15 protein-coding genes are annotated in these 15,886 nt (G+C 65.3%); 12 read left to right on the top strand and 3 right to left on the bottom strand.

Annotation, left to right across the window (positions count from 1 at the left end; translation table 11 throughout):
* From NTZ26_12080 to NTZ26_12065, 4 genes are all read left to right on the top strand, one after another.
* Positions 1 to 225, top strand: a 225-nt coding sequence (locus tag NTZ26_12080) for a hypothetical protein (GenBank protein ID MCX6561236.1), incomplete at its 5' end; no start/stop codon positions are given.
* 22 nt (positions 226 to 247) lie between these two features.
* A complete protein-coding gene (locus tag NTZ26_12075; protein ID MCX6561235.1) occupies positions 248 to 1,180 on the top strand; it encodes a DUF362 domain-containing protein in 933 nt (310 codons plus the stop codon).
* 29 nt (positions 1,181 to 1,209) lie between these two features.
* On the top strand, positions 1,210 to 1,602 hold the full coding sequence (locus NTZ26_12070) for a zinc ribbon domain-containing protein (protein MCX6561234.1): 393 nt from the start codon (positions 1,210 to 1,212) through the stop codon (positions 1,600 to 1,602).
* A gap of 81 nt (positions 1,603 to 1,683) precedes the next feature.
* Positions 1,684 to 2,250, top strand: coding sequence for an elongation factor P (locus NTZ26_12065; GenBank protein MCX6561233.1), 567 nt, complete (start codon positions 1,684 to 1,686; stop codon positions 2,248 to 2,250).
* A 6-nt stretch (positions 2,251 to 2,256) separates the two neighbouring features.
* Here the strand turns inward: NTZ26_12065 and NTZ26_12060 are convergent, their stop codons facing one another.
* Positions 2,257 to 2,835 carry a hypothetical protein gene (locus NTZ26_12060; GenBank protein MCX6561232.1) on the bottom strand — a complete coding sequence of 193 codons (579 nt, stop codon included), beginning with the start codon at positions 2,833 to 2,835 and terminating at the stop codon, positions 2,257 to 2,259.
* 167 nt (positions 2,836 to 3,002) lie between these two features.
* Between NTZ26_12060 and NTZ26_12055 the strand changes: the two genes are divergently transcribed.
* The 4 genes from NTZ26_12055 (at position 3,003) to NTZ26_12040 (ending at position 7,198) form a co-directional block, all read left to right on the top strand.
* Positions 3,003 to 5,219, top strand: coding sequence for a UvrD-helicase domain-containing protein (locus NTZ26_12055; GenBank protein MCX6561231.1), 2,217 nt, complete (start codon positions 3,003 to 3,005; stop codon positions 5,217 to 5,219).
* 76 nt (positions 5,220 to 5,295) lie between these two features.
* The gene (gene rmuC, locus NTZ26_12050) at positions 5,296 to 6,531 is read left to right on the top strand and encodes a DNA recombination protein RmuC (GenBank protein MCX6561230.1); all 1,236 of its coding nucleotides are present in this window, start codon (positions 5,296 to 5,298) and stop codon (positions 6,529 to 6,531) included.
* A 37-nt stretch (positions 6,532 to 6,568) separates the two neighbouring features.
* A complete protein-coding gene (locus NTZ26_12045) occupies positions 6,569 to 6,934 on the top strand; it encodes a GIY-YIG nuclease family protein (protein ID MCX6561229.1) in 366 nt (121 codons plus the stop codon).
* A 30-nt stretch (positions 6,935 to 6,964) separates the two neighbouring features.
* A complete protein-coding gene (locus NTZ26_12040; GenBank protein MCX6561228.1) occupies positions 6,965 to 7,198 on the top strand; it encodes a VF530 family protein in 234 nt (77 codons plus the stop codon).
* Positions 7,199 to 7,239: 41 nt separating this feature from the next.
* Here NTZ26_12040 and NTZ26_12035 read toward each other — a convergent pair whose 3' ends face one another.
* Positions 7,240 to 7,899, bottom strand: coding sequence for a YggS family pyridoxal phosphate-dependent enzyme (locus NTZ26_12035; protein MCX6561227.1), 660 nt, complete (start codon positions 7,897 to 7,899; stop codon positions 7,240 to 7,242).
* A 164-nt stretch (positions 7,900 to 8,063) separates the two neighbouring features.
* Positions 8,064 to 8,438 carry a hypothetical protein gene (locus tag NTZ26_12030; GenBank protein MCX6561226.1) on the bottom strand — a complete coding sequence of 125 codons (375 nt, stop codon included), beginning with the start codon at positions 8,436 to 8,438 and terminating at the stop codon, positions 8,064 to 8,066.
* A gap of 31 nt (positions 8,439 to 8,469) precedes the next feature.
* Between NTZ26_12030 and NTZ26_12025 the strand changes: the two genes are divergently transcribed.
* The 4 genes from NTZ26_12025 (at position 8,470) to NTZ26_12010 (ending at position 15,784) form a co-directional block, all read left to right on the top strand.
* A complete protein-coding gene (locus tag NTZ26_12025; protein MCX6561225.1) occupies positions 8,470 to 9,519 on the top strand; it encodes a deoxyguanosinetriphosphate triphosphohydrolase in 1,050 nt (349 codons plus the stop codon).
* A gap of 11 nt (positions 9,520 to 9,530) precedes the next feature.
* On the top strand, positions 9,531 to 11,495 hold the full coding sequence (locus tag NTZ26_12020; protein MCX6561224.1) for a bifunctional UDP-sugar hydrolase/5'-nucleotidase: 1,965 nt from the start codon (positions 9,531 to 9,533) through the stop codon (positions 11,493 to 11,495).
* Between the two features lie 76 nt (positions 11,496 to 11,571).
* A complete protein-coding gene (locus tag NTZ26_12015) occupies positions 11,572 to 14,994 on the top strand; it encodes a DUF5107 domain-containing protein (GenBank protein MCX6561223.1) in 3,423 nt (1,140 codons plus the stop codon).
* A gap of 157 nt (positions 14,995 to 15,151) precedes the next feature.
* Positions 15,152 to 15,784 carry a hypothetical protein gene (locus NTZ26_12010; GenBank protein ID MCX6561222.1) on the top strand — a complete coding sequence of 211 codons (633 nt, stop codon included), beginning with the start codon at positions 15,152 to 15,154 and terminating at the stop codon, positions 15,782 to 15,784.
* Positions 15,785 to 15,886: the final 102 nt, after the last annotated feature.

Below are 15,886 nucleotides of genomic sequence, written 5' to 3'. Positions count from 1 at the left end.
TTGGCGGTCCGCTATCCCACGCCCGCCCGGGCCGAGCCCGCTCTGCGCGCTTTTCGGGCGGCCCTGATGCCGGGGACGAACGAGGGGCGGGCTTACCGGTCCCCCGCCGGCACCTGGACGGCGGCCGGGCTTGCGGGCGGGCTCGCGGCCTTCGTCCTGCGGGCCGGGTCGGAAGAAGAAGCCCTCGGCGTCGTGACGAAGACGCTCGAACGCATCATCAAATAGTCGATCGGACAAGGAGAATACGATGAGCCAAGCCATCTTGAACCGGCGAGATTTTCTCAAGGCCGCGGCGGTCAGCCCCATCGCGGGGACGGTCGGATGCTGCTGCCTGGGCAAGGGGGCCGTCGCGACCGTCGATACTCCGGCCGGACAGGCCACGATTACTTCCATCAGCCGGAAATCCCGGGTCGTCCTGGTCCGCGACGCCCAAGCTGTCGGCGAGGGCCGCAAGGCCGACCCCGCGGTCATCCAGGCCATGCTTGACGACGCGATGACCGCCTTGTTCGGGGAGAAGGATCCGGTCGCGGCCTGGAAGCGCATCATCAAACCGACCGACACCGTCGGCATCAAGACCAACGCCTGGAATTACCTGCCCACCGGCTCCGAGCTCGAGCAGGCCATCCGGCGCCGGGTCATGGACGCGGGCGTTCCCGCGGAGAGGATCGGGATCAAGGACCGGGGCGTTCTGACCGATCCGATCTTCCAGGCGGCTACGGTCCTGATCAACGCCCGGCCGGCCCGCGTCCACTACTGGGCCGGCATGGGGAGCTGCATCAAGAACTACATCATGTTTGTGCCCAAGCCGTCCGATTACCACGCCGACGCCTGCGCCGACCTGGCTTCGATCTGGTCGCTGCCGGTCGTCAAGGACAAGACCCGACTCAACATCCTGTCCATGCTGACGCCCCAGTTCCACAACATCGGGCCGCGCGGCTTCTCCGAGAAGTACCTCTGGACTTACGGCGGGCTTCTAGTCGGCCAGGACCCCGTGGCCGTCGACGCCACCGGCTATCGGATCATCCAGGCCCGGCGCCGGCAGGAGTTCGGCGAGGACAAGCCGCTGGAGACCTCGGCCCACCACATCGAGCTGGCCGACACCCGGCACAAGCTGGGCACTTCCAATCCGGCCCTGATCGAGCTCGTCAAGCGCGGTTGGGCGGACGCGATCCTGATCTGACGCTCCGTCCGGCGGCGGAAGGGACGGCCATGCCGATCTACGAATACCGCTGCGGCGCTTGCGGCCGCAAGTCGACGTTTGTGACTCTGTCCGTCGGCGCGGCGCTCGATCCGCGCTGCCAGCATTGCGGGAGCGGCGAGGTCCGCAAGCTCGTGTCGCGGGTGGCCATTCTGCGGTCCGAGGCCGGCCGGCTGGAGGGCCTGGACGATCCGTCCGCCCTGTCCGGCCTGGACGAAAGCGACCCCGCCTCGATGGCCCGCTGGATGAAGAAAATGGGCCGGGAAATGGGGGAGGAAGCCGGGCCGGAATTCGAGCAAGAGATCGACCGGGCCGTCGAGGAGGCGGCGGAGGGAAAAGACGGGCCCGGCGACGCGGCGATGGGGGACGGCGGCGGCGACGAGGACCCGGGAGGCCCGTCTTGACACTCTCCGCGGCGGACGCTATAGTGACGGCCTGCGGTCCGGTCGGCTTCTCTTGCCGGCCGCGTCTTCCAAGGTGATTCCATGATCAACGCATCCGAATTGAAGAAGGGTGATGTGGCTAAGATCGACGGCGCTCCCCACATCGTCGAGAACGTCTCGGTCCAGAAACCGAGCGCCCGGGGCTCGTCCTCGCTGTACAAGCTCCGCTTCCGCAACCTCCTGACCAAGCGCAAAGTTGACCTGACCTTCCGCGGCGACGATGCGTTGGATGAGGCCGACTTCGAGCGCCGGCCGGTCCAATACCTCTTCGGCGACGAGTCCGCCTGCACCTTCATGGACCTCCAGGATTACAGCCAGTTCAGCCTGAACAAGGAGGACTTGGAGGAGGAATGGCCTTATATCACCGAGGGCTTGGAAGGCATGATCGCCCTGGTCTCGGACGGCCGGGCCGTCGGCCTCCAACTGCCCCTGTCGGTGGCCATGACCATCGTGGAAACGAGCCCGGCCGTCAAGGGCGGCTCGGCCACTTCGCGGACCAAGCCGGCAAAGCTGATTACGGGACTGGTCATCCAGGTTCCCGAGTACCTGACCAGCGGCGAAATCGTCCGGGTCGACACCCGGACGGGCGCGTACGTCGGCAAAGCCTGATCGTCCTTAGCGGCCTGCCGCGGCCGAGATCGTATCCGTCGTCGTGTCCCAGATCCAGGCCCCGACGGAGTCGTCCGCGGATCCGCCGGGCCGCCGCGCCGCGCGGTCGAAGCGGGCATAGTCCCCGGAGCTCCGAAACGTGATTTCGCGTCCGTTGCGCCAGCGGATCTCCGTCCAGGCGTGGGGATAGGGATCCATCGACAGCAGCGGCTCGATCCCTTCGCCGCCGGGGGACGTCGCCGCCGCCCAATCCGCCAGGCGATATAGATTGATCCAGGGGTGCCCTTCGCCGACCGAGACGACCAGAGCCATGTCCTTGTCAGGCGAGATCAAGACATCTTGGATTTCGGCCAGCTCGTGGGGAAGCGACAGGACCGCGAGCTTTCCCTGCGCATCCACGACGGCCAGCGCGTCCGCGGCCATGGGGCCGGTCCGCTCGATGATTTGGATCTCCCGGCAGGTCGAAGAGCGGACGGGGATGCGGCGGACATTGCCGGGCTCGCGGCAGGCGGCGCACGCGAGGATGAGGAGCGCGGCGCTGATCAAGGCGGCCATCCGGGCGGGGGCGGGTATCGCGGCTTTCATGATGGCTTCACTCTAGGCCAAGCGCCGCCCGGCCGTCAACACGGCGGCGAGGAGGCGCCGGGCCCACCAGGCCGGCCGGAAAAAAGGCTGGCAATTCGCCGCCGATCGCGGTATCTTGGACGGCCGGCGCCCGCGCGCCGCATCTTCTCTACCCCGATCACACCGAAATGCACACCGCAGGCTCCGACGTCGATATCCTGGCCGGCTTGACCTCCAGCCAGCGGACCGCCGTCGTCCACGGCGACGGCCCGATGCTCGTCCTGGCCGGGCCCGGCTCGGGCAAGACTCGGGTCATCACCCACCGGATCGCCCACTTGATTAAGGGCGGGGTCCGGCCCGACCGAATTCTGGCCTTGACCTTCACCAACAAAGCGGCTGAGGAGATGCGCGGCCGGCTGCGGACGATGGATGTGCCGCCGGGCGCGACGCTTTGCACTTTTCACAGCCTGTGCGTCCGGGTTCTGCGGGAGTTTGCCGGGCGGGCCGCCCTGCCGCCCGGGTTCAGCATCTATGATCAAGCCGACCAGAAGGCCGTGCTGGCCGATGTCCTCAAGGACGAAAAGCTCGATCCGAAGGATTTTCCGCCCGGCCGGGTTCTGCGCCAGATCAGCGTCCTCAAAAACCACTTGATCACGCCCGACCAGGCGGCGGTGCGCGGCCTGACCGACCTTCCGGCCGCCCTGCTCGGCTCCATCTCCGCGGCCTACCAGAAAAAGCTCGAGGCGGCGGGCGCGCTGGACTTCGACGACCTCCTGGCCCGGGCGTCCCGCCTGCTGGAGGCGGACGTCGAGCTCCGGGAGCGGCTGACGCGGCGTTATCGGTATCTGCTGGTCGACGAATATCAGGACACCAACACCTGCCAGTACCGGATCGCCAGGGCCCTGGCTTCCGGCCACGACAACCTTTTCGTGACCGGCGACCCCGACCAGTCCATCTATGGCTGGCGCGGCGCCGATATCGAGAACATCCTGGCCTTCGAGCGCGATTTTCCGGCCGCTCCGGTGGTTCGGCTGGAGGAGAACTTCCGCTCCTCGCCGCAGGTCCTCCTTGTGGCCGACGAGCTGATCAAGGCCAACGCCCGGAGGAAGGAGAAGACGCTCATCGCCCGCAAGCCCGGCGGAAACCCGCCGCGGCTCTATCGCTTTCTGGACGAGCGGGACGAAGCCCGGGGAACGGCAACCTGGATCCGCGGTCTGCACGAAGGGCAGGGCGTGGACTATCGGCGCATCGCGGTCTTTTATCGGACCAACAGCATGAGCCGGGTCATCGAAGAGGCCCTGATCCAGGCCGCCGTTCCCTACCAGATCGTCAAAGGGGTGGAGTTCTTCCACCGCCGCGAGGTCAAGGACATGCTGGCCTATCTGCGGCTCCTCCTCAACCCGGCCGACGAGGTCTCGCTGCTGCGAGTCGTCAACCGCCCGGCCCGGGGCATCGGCGACACGACCGTCGGGCGGCTGGCGGCGCGGGCCAAGGAGAGGGGCAAGGGGCTGTGGGACATCCTGCGAGACCCGGCCGGTGTCCCCGGCCTCCTCCCCGCGGCGGCGGTCCGGATCGGGAAGTTTGCGGCCCTCATCGGGGATTTGGGCTCCCGGCTCGACCGACCGGTGGCCGAGATCGCCCGCGAGGTCTATATCCGGAGCGGGCTCAAGGACGCCTTCGTCGCGGAAAAGGATCGGGACGCGGCCGAGAACGTTGAGGAGCTCATCCGATCCGCCGCCCAGTTCGATGCCGACGAATCCGAGACGCGCCTGGCGGGCGGCTTGGCCGGCTATCTCCAGCAGACCGCGCTCATCAGCGACATCGACTCCTACGACGAGGGGGCGGGGGCGGTGTCCCTGATGACGCTCCACAGCGCCAAGGGCCTGGAGTTCGACGCGGTGATGATCGTGGGGGTCGAAGAGGGGATCATCCCGCATGTCCGCAGCTCGGAGGACGGCCGCGACACGGAGGAGGAAAGGCGGCTTCTGTTCGTCGGCATCACCCGGGCCGAGCGCTTCCTGGCTTTGAGCCACGCCATGTCCAGGGCCGTGTACGGCGGTCCCAAGCCGGCCGTCCTGTCCTCCTTCGTCCGTAACTTGCGGGGGCTTGAGGTCGTGGCGGCCTCGTATCCCTTCGGCCCGTCCGAGAGGGCGGACCGCGCCCCGTCGTCCCCTTCGGGCTTCGTCCCGGACTGGGCCAAGACCGCCGCGGTAACTCCGGCCGTCCCGGCCGAGGAGATGGCCGGCTTCCGGGTCGGCCAACGGGTCCGCCATCCGGCGCTCGGCACGGGCCGCATCGAGAGCTTCGTCCCGGGCGGCACGGCCGGCCGGGCCGTCATCCAGTTCGACCAGGGAGCCCGTCTGATCATGGGTCTGCTCGCCGCCAAGCTGGAAGCGCTGGATTGAGCGCGCGGCCGGCGCGGGCGATTTCGAAATTCGCCCGATCCTGATAAGATAAGGCCGGAAGAGAGGCCAACCCGCCATGAACGCCGTCGTCGCCTTTGCCGGGGGTGTCGTCCTCGGCGCCCTCATCACCGTCGTGGTCTTCCTTAGCCGGAAGCAGGATTCCGAGAAGCTGGCCCAGGAGCTGGTCCGCCAGGCCGAGAGCCGGAAGATCCAGGATCTGGACAAGCTGCTCGGCCAGGTCAAGGAATCGTTCCAATCCCTCTCCCTTGACGTCCTGGGCAAGAGCAGCGAGACGCTCGTCCGCCTGGCCGACGAAAAGCTGGGCAGCCGGGCGGCCCAGGGCGAGCAGGAGCTCGACAAAAAGAAGAGCCTCATCGACCAGAACGTCGAAACCATGCGCGGCGACGTGAAGCGAATGCAGGAGCTGGTGGCCCAGCTGGAGCGGGACCGTCAGCAGAAGTTCGGCGAGCTCACGGCCCAGCTCGAAGCCGCGGCCAAGCAGACCGGCAAGCTTCAGGACACGACGGAGCACCTTCGCCAAGCCTTGGGCTCGACCAAGTCCCGCGGCCAGTGGGGCGAGCGTATGGCCGAGGACGTCCTGACCCTGGCCGGATTCAAGGAAGGCTTCAACTACCTCAAGCAGAAGGCTATGGACGCGGCCGGGAGCCGGCCCGACTTCACCTTCCTCCTGCCCCAGGAGCGCCGGCTCAACATGGACGTCAAGTTTCCCCTGGACAACTACCTCCGCTACCTGGAGGCGGGAAGCGACGTCGAGCGGGAGAAGCACCGCAAACAGTTCTTAAGCGACGTCCGGACCCGGGTCAAGGAAGTGACGACCCGCGACTACATCAATCCCGAGGCCAACACCCTCGACTACGTCCTGGTTTTCATCCCCAACGAGCAGGTCTACGCTTTCATCCACGAGAACGATCGCGAGATCCTGGATGCCGCGCTGCGGAGCAAGGTCATCCTGTGCTCCCCGATCACGCTCTACGCCGTCCTGGCCGTCATCCGCCAAGGCATGGCCAACTTCAACATGGAGCGGACGGCCAGCACGCTCCTGGGGCTGGTCGACGGGTTCGAGAAACAGTTCGCCGCCTTCGTCGACTCGTTCGACAAGATGGGCAAGAAGATCGAGGACGCTCAGTCCGAATTCAAGAAACTCGAGGGGACCCGCCGCAACAAGCTCGACCGCTCCATGGAGAAGATCAAGGAGCTGCGGGAGGAGAAGGGCTTGCTGGCGGAGGTGCCGGTCATCGAGGCCAAGGCCGTGGCCGGCTCTATAGAGCCTGAGGACGAAGCCAAGGATTGAGGGCCGATCGGCGCCGGCCGAGGCCCGGAGAATAACGATGATGGACCGCCGCAAAGAGCTGATCCGCCAGTACAAGGACAACCCGCCGCCGGCGGGCGTTTTCCAGATCCGCAATCGGGTCAGTGGAAAGATCTATGTTTCCAGCGCGCCCAGTGTCGACGGCAAGCTGAACAGCCAGCGCTTCATGCTGCAGGCCGGGGGGCACGTCAACAAGGATTTGCAGAGGGATTTTGCGGCCCAACAGCCGGAAGATTTCGCCTTTGAGGTTTTGGAATACCTGAAGCCCCAGGACCCCGCGGCCTCTTTAGTCGTCGTCCGCGGGGCTTTGGCGGAGATGGAAAAATGCTGGCTGGAAAAGCTGCGCCCCTACGGCGATAAGGGATACAACAAGCCGCCGGCTTGAACGAGCCCGGGGATTGAAATAATTACGGCCATGACGTCGGACCAGCCCAATAATCCTTGGCATGGGAAAACGCTGGAGATGATCCTGCGCCAGCTGGTTGACCGATATGGTTGGGAAGAGATGGGGCGCAGGATTGCCATCAGGTGTTTCACCGACAATCCCAGCCTGACTTCGAGCTTGAAGTTTCTCCGTAAGACGCCCTGGGCGAGGGCGAAGGTAGAGAGGCTTTATCTCGAGACCTTCCTGACCTCCACCGGTTTTTAGAAGTGCGGGGGGTGAGCCCAACCGCCACACCCAGTGCCGAGTCAGATCCGCGGGCCGAAAATGGCGGTGCCGATGCGGACCCGGGTCGCCCCTTCCTGCAAGGCGACGCGGTAGGAATGGCTCATGCCCATCGACAAAACCCTCATCTCGATCCCCGGCAAACCCAGGATGCGAAACTGCTCGAAGAGAGTACGGGTTGTTCGGAAGAAAGGCCGGGAATCCTCCGGATCGCCCTCGAAGGGTCCCATGGTCATGAGGCCCTGGACTTGCAGGCGGGGAAGCGGGGCGACGGTCCGGAGCAGGGCCTCGGCCTCGGCCGGCCTGACGCCGGCCTTCTGCCCTTCCTCGCCGCTGTTGATCTCGAGCAGGATCGGAAGCGTCTTGCCCGCGGCCGCACAGCGCTTGTCGAGCTCCCGGGCCAGGTCGAGCGAATCGACGGTCTCGATCATATCGAAGACTTCGACCGCCTTTTTGGCTTTGTTGGTCTGGAGGTGGCCGATGAGGCTCCAGGCACAGCGCGATCCGACCGCGGCCCGGGCGGTCTGGCCCTCCTGGACGTAGTTCTCGCCGATGATGGCGACCCCGGCTTCGATCGCCTCCAGGATCTCCTCGGCCGGGCGCGTCTTGGCCGCCGCGGCCAACTCGACGCCGGGCGGCAGTTCGGCCAGAATTCGGCGGACGTTGTCTCGGATCGAGGACATGGAACCTGCCTTCGGGGCTATTTTAGCAGAAACGCGGCCGGAATATTCGCCTGCCCCGACAGGCTCGAAGCGGGCAAGCGAACTCCTCCGGGAAACGCGATTCGCGCTGCTCTAAGGCGTCCAACGAAGCCCGACGGACGCCTTTCCTTCAATGGCGAGCGAGCCTAATCAATCCAAGTGCATTCTTCGATATGGCCCGGCTTGATAGCCGAATCCAGCCTGACTCTGCCCGTCTTACGATACGAGACACTGGCTTCATGGATGCATTTGATCGGTTTGCCGACCGGACCATGGGTGAATTGCCCTTCCTTGATTGTGATCGACTTAATGTAAGCCACATCGCCTCGATTTTTCAAATAAACGAGCAGCGAAGACCAGTAGACGAACGGGTCATTAGGATCGTCTTGTTTCTTCATGGCTTCTCCCCCTGATTTGAAATTGAGGAACGCGGCGCCGCGATGAACGGCTTCGCGGATCTCCCCGGCCTTCATGGCTTGGCGAAATGATAGTCCCTTCCGGCAAGGCGAGTCAATCGTCAACTTCAGGCCCTCATTCTGCTATAATGCCCCCGTGACCATCCGGGAGCAATTGGAGGATGTCGAGGCTCAGGTTTTGTCTCCCAAGGCCTGTTTGAGCCGCGCCAGCCAAGGCCGGGTCCGGCCGGAGGCGCCTCATGCGTTCCGCACCGCTTTCCAGCGCGACCGCGACCGCGTCCTCCATTCCAAGACCTTCCGCCGGCTGAAGCACAAAACCCAGGTCTTTCTTTCGCCGTACGGCGATCACTATCGAACGCGGCTGACCCATACGCTCGAGGTCTCCGCCATCGCCCGCACGATCGCCCGGGCGCTACGCCTGAACGAGGACCTGACCGAGGCCATCGCCTTGGGGCACGATCTGGGCCACACGCCGTTCGGCCACGCCGGCGAAGAAACCCTGGCCAAGCTTGTCCCGGGCGGATTCACCCACTACCTCCAGAGCCTGCGCGTCGTGGAGAAGCTGGAATACGAGGGCAAGGGTCTGAACCTGACTTTCGAAGTCCGCGACGGCATCGCCCGCCACTCCAAGGGCCGGGGCAAGATCCTCGACCGCCGCAAGGAGGATCTGCCGGCCACGCTGGAGGGGCAGATCGTCCGCGTCTCCGACGTCATCGGCTACGTCAACCACGATATCGACGACGCCCTGCGGGCCGGGATCATCCGTGAGTCCGACATCCCCAAGCCGCTGGTCGGCATCTTTGGCCGCTGGCACGCTTCGCGCATCGACAAGATGGTCGGGGACGTCATCACGGCCAGCCTGGCCGCCAAGCTGGAGCGGATCGCCATGAGCGAGCCGATCATGAAAGCCATGGTCGAGCTGCGGGACTTCCTCTACGAGCGAGTCTACTTCAACGACTTCGCCCGCGTGGAGCTGCACAAGACCAAGAAGATCATCCGCGAGCTGTTCGGATATTTCCTGGAGCATCCCGAGGGCTACGTCAAGAATTACCCGACCGGGGACGGGCTCGAGATCCGGGTCGGCGACGCGATCGCCGGCATGACCGACCGATACGCGCTGGATCTCTATGGCCGGATTTTCCTGCCGCAGGCCTGGCCGATCTCGGCTCCCGGGCCGCGGGAATAAGGAGGGGAGGCATGAAGGTCAAGCGCACCGCGGCGGCCGCCTTGGCCGTCTTCCTTCTGTCCGGATTCGTCGCGGCCGAAGCCCGGGCGGTCCCGGCCCAGGCCGAGAGAAAGCTGGTCATCCTCTTCACTAACGACCTGCACTCGATCGTCCTGCCCCGCGTCTTCCTCGGCGAGGACGGGAAGCGGATCGAGCGCGGCGGCTTCGCCCGGCTGGCCTCCCTCATCCGCCGCGAGCGGGACGCCGCAGCCGGAGGTACCCTGGTCCTGGATGCCGGCGATTTCAGCATGGGCACGCTCTTCCATACCCTGTTCATGACCGAGGCGGCCGAGCTGCGGCTGTTGGGCCTGATGGGGTTCGAGGCTTCGACCTTGGGCAATCACGAGTTCGACTTCGGGCTCGACGGCCTGGCCCGCTGTCTGCAGGCGGCCAAGGCCAAGGGCAAGGACCTGCCGGCTCTCGTCGCCTCCAACATCGGGATCGAAGGCGCCGGTCCCGAAGCCGAAGCCGGACGGACCGCTTTCCGCGACTACCCGGTCCGCGACTATATCGTCCTTGAGCGCGGCGGCTTGCGGGTGGGCATCTTCGGTCTCTTCGGGACGTCCGCGGCCGACGATTCGCCGTTCGCGGGCCCCGTCAAGTTCCTGGACGCCGCGGCCGAAGCCAGGCGGGTCGTCGAGATCCTGCGGACCAAGGAAAAAGCCGATCTGATCATCGCCCTCTCCCATGTCGGAACGTCCGATGATCCATCCGACTCCGAGGACGAGAAGCTGGCCCTGGCCGAGCCGGGGATCGATATCCTGATCAGCGCCCATACCCACACTGTGATGAAAGTCCCGCGCTTCGCCGGCCGGACCATCATCGTTTCGGCGGGCTGGGGGGGCGAGTATCTGGGGCGGCTGGAAGCCGCCGTCGGGGGCAGGGAGGGCGCTAAAGTCGTCTCCTATGCCCTGCTTCCGGTGGGGCCCGATGTTCCCGAAGATCCGGCCGTTGCCGCCGCAGCCGCCGGCTTCAAGGCGATGATCGAAAAAGACTATCTGACCGATTTCCCCGGAGGATTCGGGCAAGTCTTGGCCGAGAGCGCCTTCGATCTGGAATCGCCCGAGGCCATGGAAGCAAGCGGGGTCGAAGCCGGGATGGGGGACTTTCTGGCGGATGCCCTGCGGGAAGCCGTTCGCAAAGCCGAAGGCTCTTCCTCCCCGCATATCCATGCGGTCATCGTCCCCGTGGGAGTCGTCCGCGGCGCGTTTCTGGCCGGGCCGATCACCGTGGAGGATGTCTTCCGCGTCTTCTCCCTGGGCTTGGGCCCCGACCGCCAGCCGGGCTATCCCCTCCTCTCGCTTTGGCTCAAAGGGAAAGAGCTCCGGCATCTGGTCGAAGTTCAGGCCTCGGTCGTGCCGATGAAATCCGACGCGGCCCTGCAGTTCTCCGGCCTTCGCTTCCACTATAACCCCCACCGCCTGGCCTTCGATCGGGTGACAGATGTTTCGGTTCTGGAGCCGGACGGCTCCTACGCGCCCCTCGATTCGGGCAAGCTCTACCGGATCGTGGTGGACTCGTATGCCGGGGCCATGGTCGATTATGTCTCCAAAGCATCCTACGGACTGCTGAAAATGCAGGCCCGTGACGCCGAGGGCCGGCCGCTTCAGGATCAGTTGAGGGCCGCCGTCGACGCCGATCCGGCAGCCCCCGGTCTGCAGGAGCTCAAGGGATGGAAGGCCTTGGCCGGAGTCCTGAAAGATCTTCCGGACCTCGACGGCGACGCCATCCCCGATATCCCGGCTCGCTACCGCAAGCCCGAAGGCCGCTTCGGGCCGGTGCCTTCCTGGAGCCCGTTGCGGATCCTGATCGGGGGCGGCGGCTTGACCTATATCGTCCTGGCCTTCCTGACCCTGATCGTGGTCTTGGCGGTCTGGATCGTGCGGCGGCTTCGCCGGCGCCGCCGCGCCCGCCGTGTTGCCCGTCGGACTTCCTGACGATCCCGTCTTTGCGAGGTGGCTGATGCGCTCCTACCCCTGTGATCCGTTCATGCGTCGCGCTTGGCGCCCTTGCGTGGCCGCTTGTCTCCTCTTCCTGGTCGCCGCCGGCTTGGCGACCGCCCAGGTCGGAGCCGCGGCCCGGGCCTGGGAAGAGATCCTTGTCCTCCCGACTTATGGCGTCGAGGCGGCCGAAAAGAACCCGATGTTTTACGACGGGCGCGCTTACCAAGGGGCCAAGGGTCCGGTCTATCCCTACGCCTTCCTCGACCGGCTGACCGGGATCAGGCAGGACAAGGCCTATCGGGCCGTGTATCTGGAGAACGCCTATCTCAAGCTGTGCGTCCTGCCCGAGCTCGGCGGGCGGCTGTTCTATGCCGTCGACAAGACTAACGACTACGATTTCATCTACCGTCAGCACGTCGTCAAGCCGGCCCTGATCGGCATGTTGGGCGCCTGGATCTCGGGTGGTGTCGAATGGAACGTCCCCCACCACCATCGGGCCACGACTTTCATGCCCGTCGATCATCTCCTGGTCAATGGGGCCGACGGCAGCGCCACCGTCTGGGTCGGCGAGATCGAACGGCGCCAGCGGACCAAGTGGCGGGTCGGCCTGACCCTGCGGCCCGACTCGTCGGCTGTGGAAGTGACCCTCCGGACTTTCAATCGGACGCCCCTGCCCCAGTCGATGCTCTTCTTCGCCAACGCCGCGATCCATGCCACGCCGGATTATCAGGTCATCTTCCCGCCCGACACCGCGCTGGCGACTTTCCACGGCAAGAACCAGTTCTCCTTCTGGCCGATCTCAACGGAGATCTTCAATGGCCAGGACTACCGGGCCGGTGTCGACGTCAGCCGGCTGAAGAGCCACACTCGACCGACCTCGTTCTTCGCTTTCGACGGAAAGGGCGATTTCCTGGCCGGCTATGATCATGCCAAGGAAGCCGGCGTCTGCTTCGTCGGCGACCATAATCTCGTCCCCGGGAAGAAGCTCTGGACCTGGGGGACGGGCAACGAGGGCGCCCTGTGGGAAAAGCTGTTGACCGACACGGACGGACCCTACGCGGAGCTCATGTTCGGGGCTTGGTCGGACAACCAGCCGGATTACAGTTGGACGCGCCCTTACGAGACCCGGATCGTGCGGCAATATTGGTATCCGTTGCGCGGGATCGGCGGCGTCAAGGCGGCTTCGCGCGAGGCGGCCTGCGACCTGACCATCGGCGGCGGCAAGGCCCGCTTCGCGTTCTATGCCACCCGCGACATCCGCGACGCTCGGGCCGTCCTCTCTTCCGGCGTCGTGACTCTGCACGAGGAGCGCATCTCCTTGGGCCCGGGCCGGCCGTTCGTGAAGGAGATGCCCTGGTTCGAAGACGCTCCCGGCGCCCGCAACCCGACCCTGTCGCTCTGGACGCAGGACGGAAGGCTCATTGTCCGCTATGTCGTGGAGCCCCCGTACGCCCCTGGGAACGGGGCCGACGCGCCGTATATCCCGCGGGGCGGGATGGGCGGCACCGCACAGCCGGGGGCGGCCAAGCCCGTTCCGGCGAAAGCCGCCCTCCCGGCCCCGGTGACGGCCCCGCCCTCGCCCAAGGACGTCCCCACCGTCGAAGAGCTCTACCTGACGGGCCTCCGACTCGAACAGTTCCACAACCCGTCCCTCGAGCCCGAGCCCTATTACATCGAGGCGCTTCGCCGCGATCCGGGGGACTACCGGACTAACACCGCCCTCGGCATCCTCGACCTCAAGCGGGGGCTCTACGCGGCGGCGGAGACGAAGCTGGCCAAGGCGGTCGAGCGGGCGACCGGGAGCTACACCCGGCCCAAGGACGGCGAAGCGCTTTTCTGCCTCGGGCTGGCCCGTCGCGCCCTGGGCCAAACGGCGGAAGCCGAGGATGCCTTCCAGCGCGCCTCCTGGGATGACGCTTGGACAGCCGCCGCCTTCACCGAACTGGCGTTTGCGGCGAGCCGGGCCGGCGATTATGCCGATGCTTTGGAGCATCTCGATCGGGCGGTGGCCAAGAACGCCAAGAGCCCCGACGCCGCCGCCTTGATGACTGCGCTCTTGCGCAAAATCGGGGCCTTAGACAAGGCGCGGGCTGCGGCTCAGGAGGTATTGGCCCTCGACCCGCTCGATTTTTGGGGCTGGAACGAGACCGGGCTCATCCGCGCGGCCCAGGGCGGCGAGGAGGGGGCCGCGGTCCTCCGGCGGTTGGCCGCCCTGATGCGGGACGAGCCGGCCAACTACCTGGAGCTGGCTTCCGACTATATCCGCTGCGGCCTGTGGGACGAGGCGGCCGAAGTCCTGCGCCGGATCATCGATCTTGACAAAAAGGGCGCTAGCGACTTCCCGCTGGTCCATTATATGCTGGCCTGGATTCTCGACCAGAAGGGAGACAAAGACGGCGCGGCGGCCCGTTTGCGGGCCGCGGCCGCCTGCCCGGCCGATTATGGATTCCCGTTTCAGCTCGAGTTCATTGAAATCCTCCGCTGGGCTCAGAGCGTCGATCCCAAGGATGCCCGGGCGCCCTATTATCTCGGGAACCTGCTCTTCGACATCCAGCCGGCGGCGGCTCTGGCCGAATGGGGGAAGGCCGCGGCCTTGGATCCGAAGTTCCCCACAAGCCGGCGCAACCTCGGCTGGGCCTTGGCCCGGGTCAAGAACGACCTCGTCGGGGCGATCAGGGAGTATGAGGCCGCGTTGGCCGTTTCGCCCGGCGACCCAAAGCTTCATGAGGAGATCGACCGGCTCTACGAAGCGGCCGGCGTCCTGGCAGCCCGTCGGCTGGCCCTGCTCGAGAAAGATCATAAGGCGGTGGCTTTGCGCGACGATGCCCTGGCCCGCGAGATCAAGCTCCTGGTTCAAACCGGGAAATACGATCGGGCCCTGGACCTCCTGCAAAACCGCCGCTTTCATGTTTGGGAGGGCGGCGGCGAGATCCACGGCGTCTTTGTCGAGGCTCATCTTTTGAGAGGCGAGAATCTTCTGGAGGCCAAGAAATACGGCGTGGCCCTCAAGGATTTCGAGGCGGCGCTGACCTATCCCGAGAATCTTGAAGTTGCGGCCCCGGCCGCCGGAGGCGGATCGCCCCGCGCGTTTTATCTCATGGCTTCGGCCCAGGCCGGGATCGGCGACGCGGCCAAGGCGCGCCTGGCTTTCGAGAAGGCGGCCTCTTGGCCGCCGGGCTATGCCGAAGGGGCTTATTATACCGGGATGGCGATGGCCGCTTTGGGGCGCGGGGCGGACGCGAACGGCGCGTTCGAAGCCCTGCGGAAAGCGGCCGAGGACCGGCTGAAGTCAGCTCCGGCTGTCGACTTTTTCGAAAAGTTCGGTGAGCGGCAGTCGGCGGCGGTCCAGACGGCTCAAGCCCATTACCTGTTGGGCCTGGCCAAGCTGGGACTCGGCGACCAGGCCGGCGCGGCGGCCGAATTCAAGGCGGCGTTGGCCGCGAACCCGAACCATGCCGCGGCGGCGAGAATCTTGGAAAAGTCGGGGAAATGACGGGAAGAAATTTGACCCGGCCAAAAGAGCATGATAGCGTGAGAATCAAGAACGGCCAAAAGGAGGAGCTATGAACATTCGCTCTTTAGCGGTGCCTTGTTTCTTGGCTTTGACCATCGGTTCCGGAGCGCTTTCCATGCCGGCGGGAGATTCGCCAATGATCCAGGCGGCGGGCCAGACGGGTGATTTCGTCCTTACCTCCGCCAAGGTTTTCCAGTCCCCGGCGAATGGCGTCGAAGTCGAGGCCAAAGCCAATCTCGTCCGGGAAACCATGGTGTTCCATGATCCCAACGACGCGGACAAGGTCACGGGGAAATGCGTCCTGGAGTATGCCTGGAGCGAACCCCCGGACCGGTTCTCTTCCAAAGCGCTGGACAAGATGACGGCGACGTCCGCCATCACGGCCAAGGAAACCAGCGGAGAATGGACCGCCCGGCCCCAGCAGATCGGAATGAATATGTACTTCTTCAAGGCGGCCGACAAGGATCTGTTCGACGGCGTCGTGGCCGGGAAGTTCGACGAAGTCTCGCCCTATAAAATGCTCCAGTTGAAGATCATGTCCCTCATGCCCGATCAATACCCGCGGATAGACGAATTTGTATCGGAAAAGAACCAGACCAAGTGGCTGCCGTTCCGGCGGTCCTGGAAAGGCCAGATGATGCTCTTCACCCCCCGGGATTATTCCAAGGCTGTCCTGATCGTGAAGCTCAAGGGTTTGCATGTGGATGGCTATGCTTGTTACGCCTATGAATACGATCCCCAGGGGACGAAGGTGCCCGTCCGAAAATAGAAACCGGGCGGCCCCTCGGGTTTAGAGCGCGTTCAGTCTGCCTATCTTCAGGCCACCCTGAATGATGCGGCGCCTCCTCGCCTCGGACCTGGGGGCGAAGCC

It is taken from the genome of Candidatus Aminicenantes bacterium (genome assembly GCA_026393855.1).
GTDB lineage: Bacteria > Acidobacteriota > Aminicenantia > Aminicenantales > UBA4085 > UBA4085.
The sequence above is the reverse complement of the archived record's forward strand: the minus strand, read 5'-3'. Positions and strand labels throughout refer to the sequence as shown.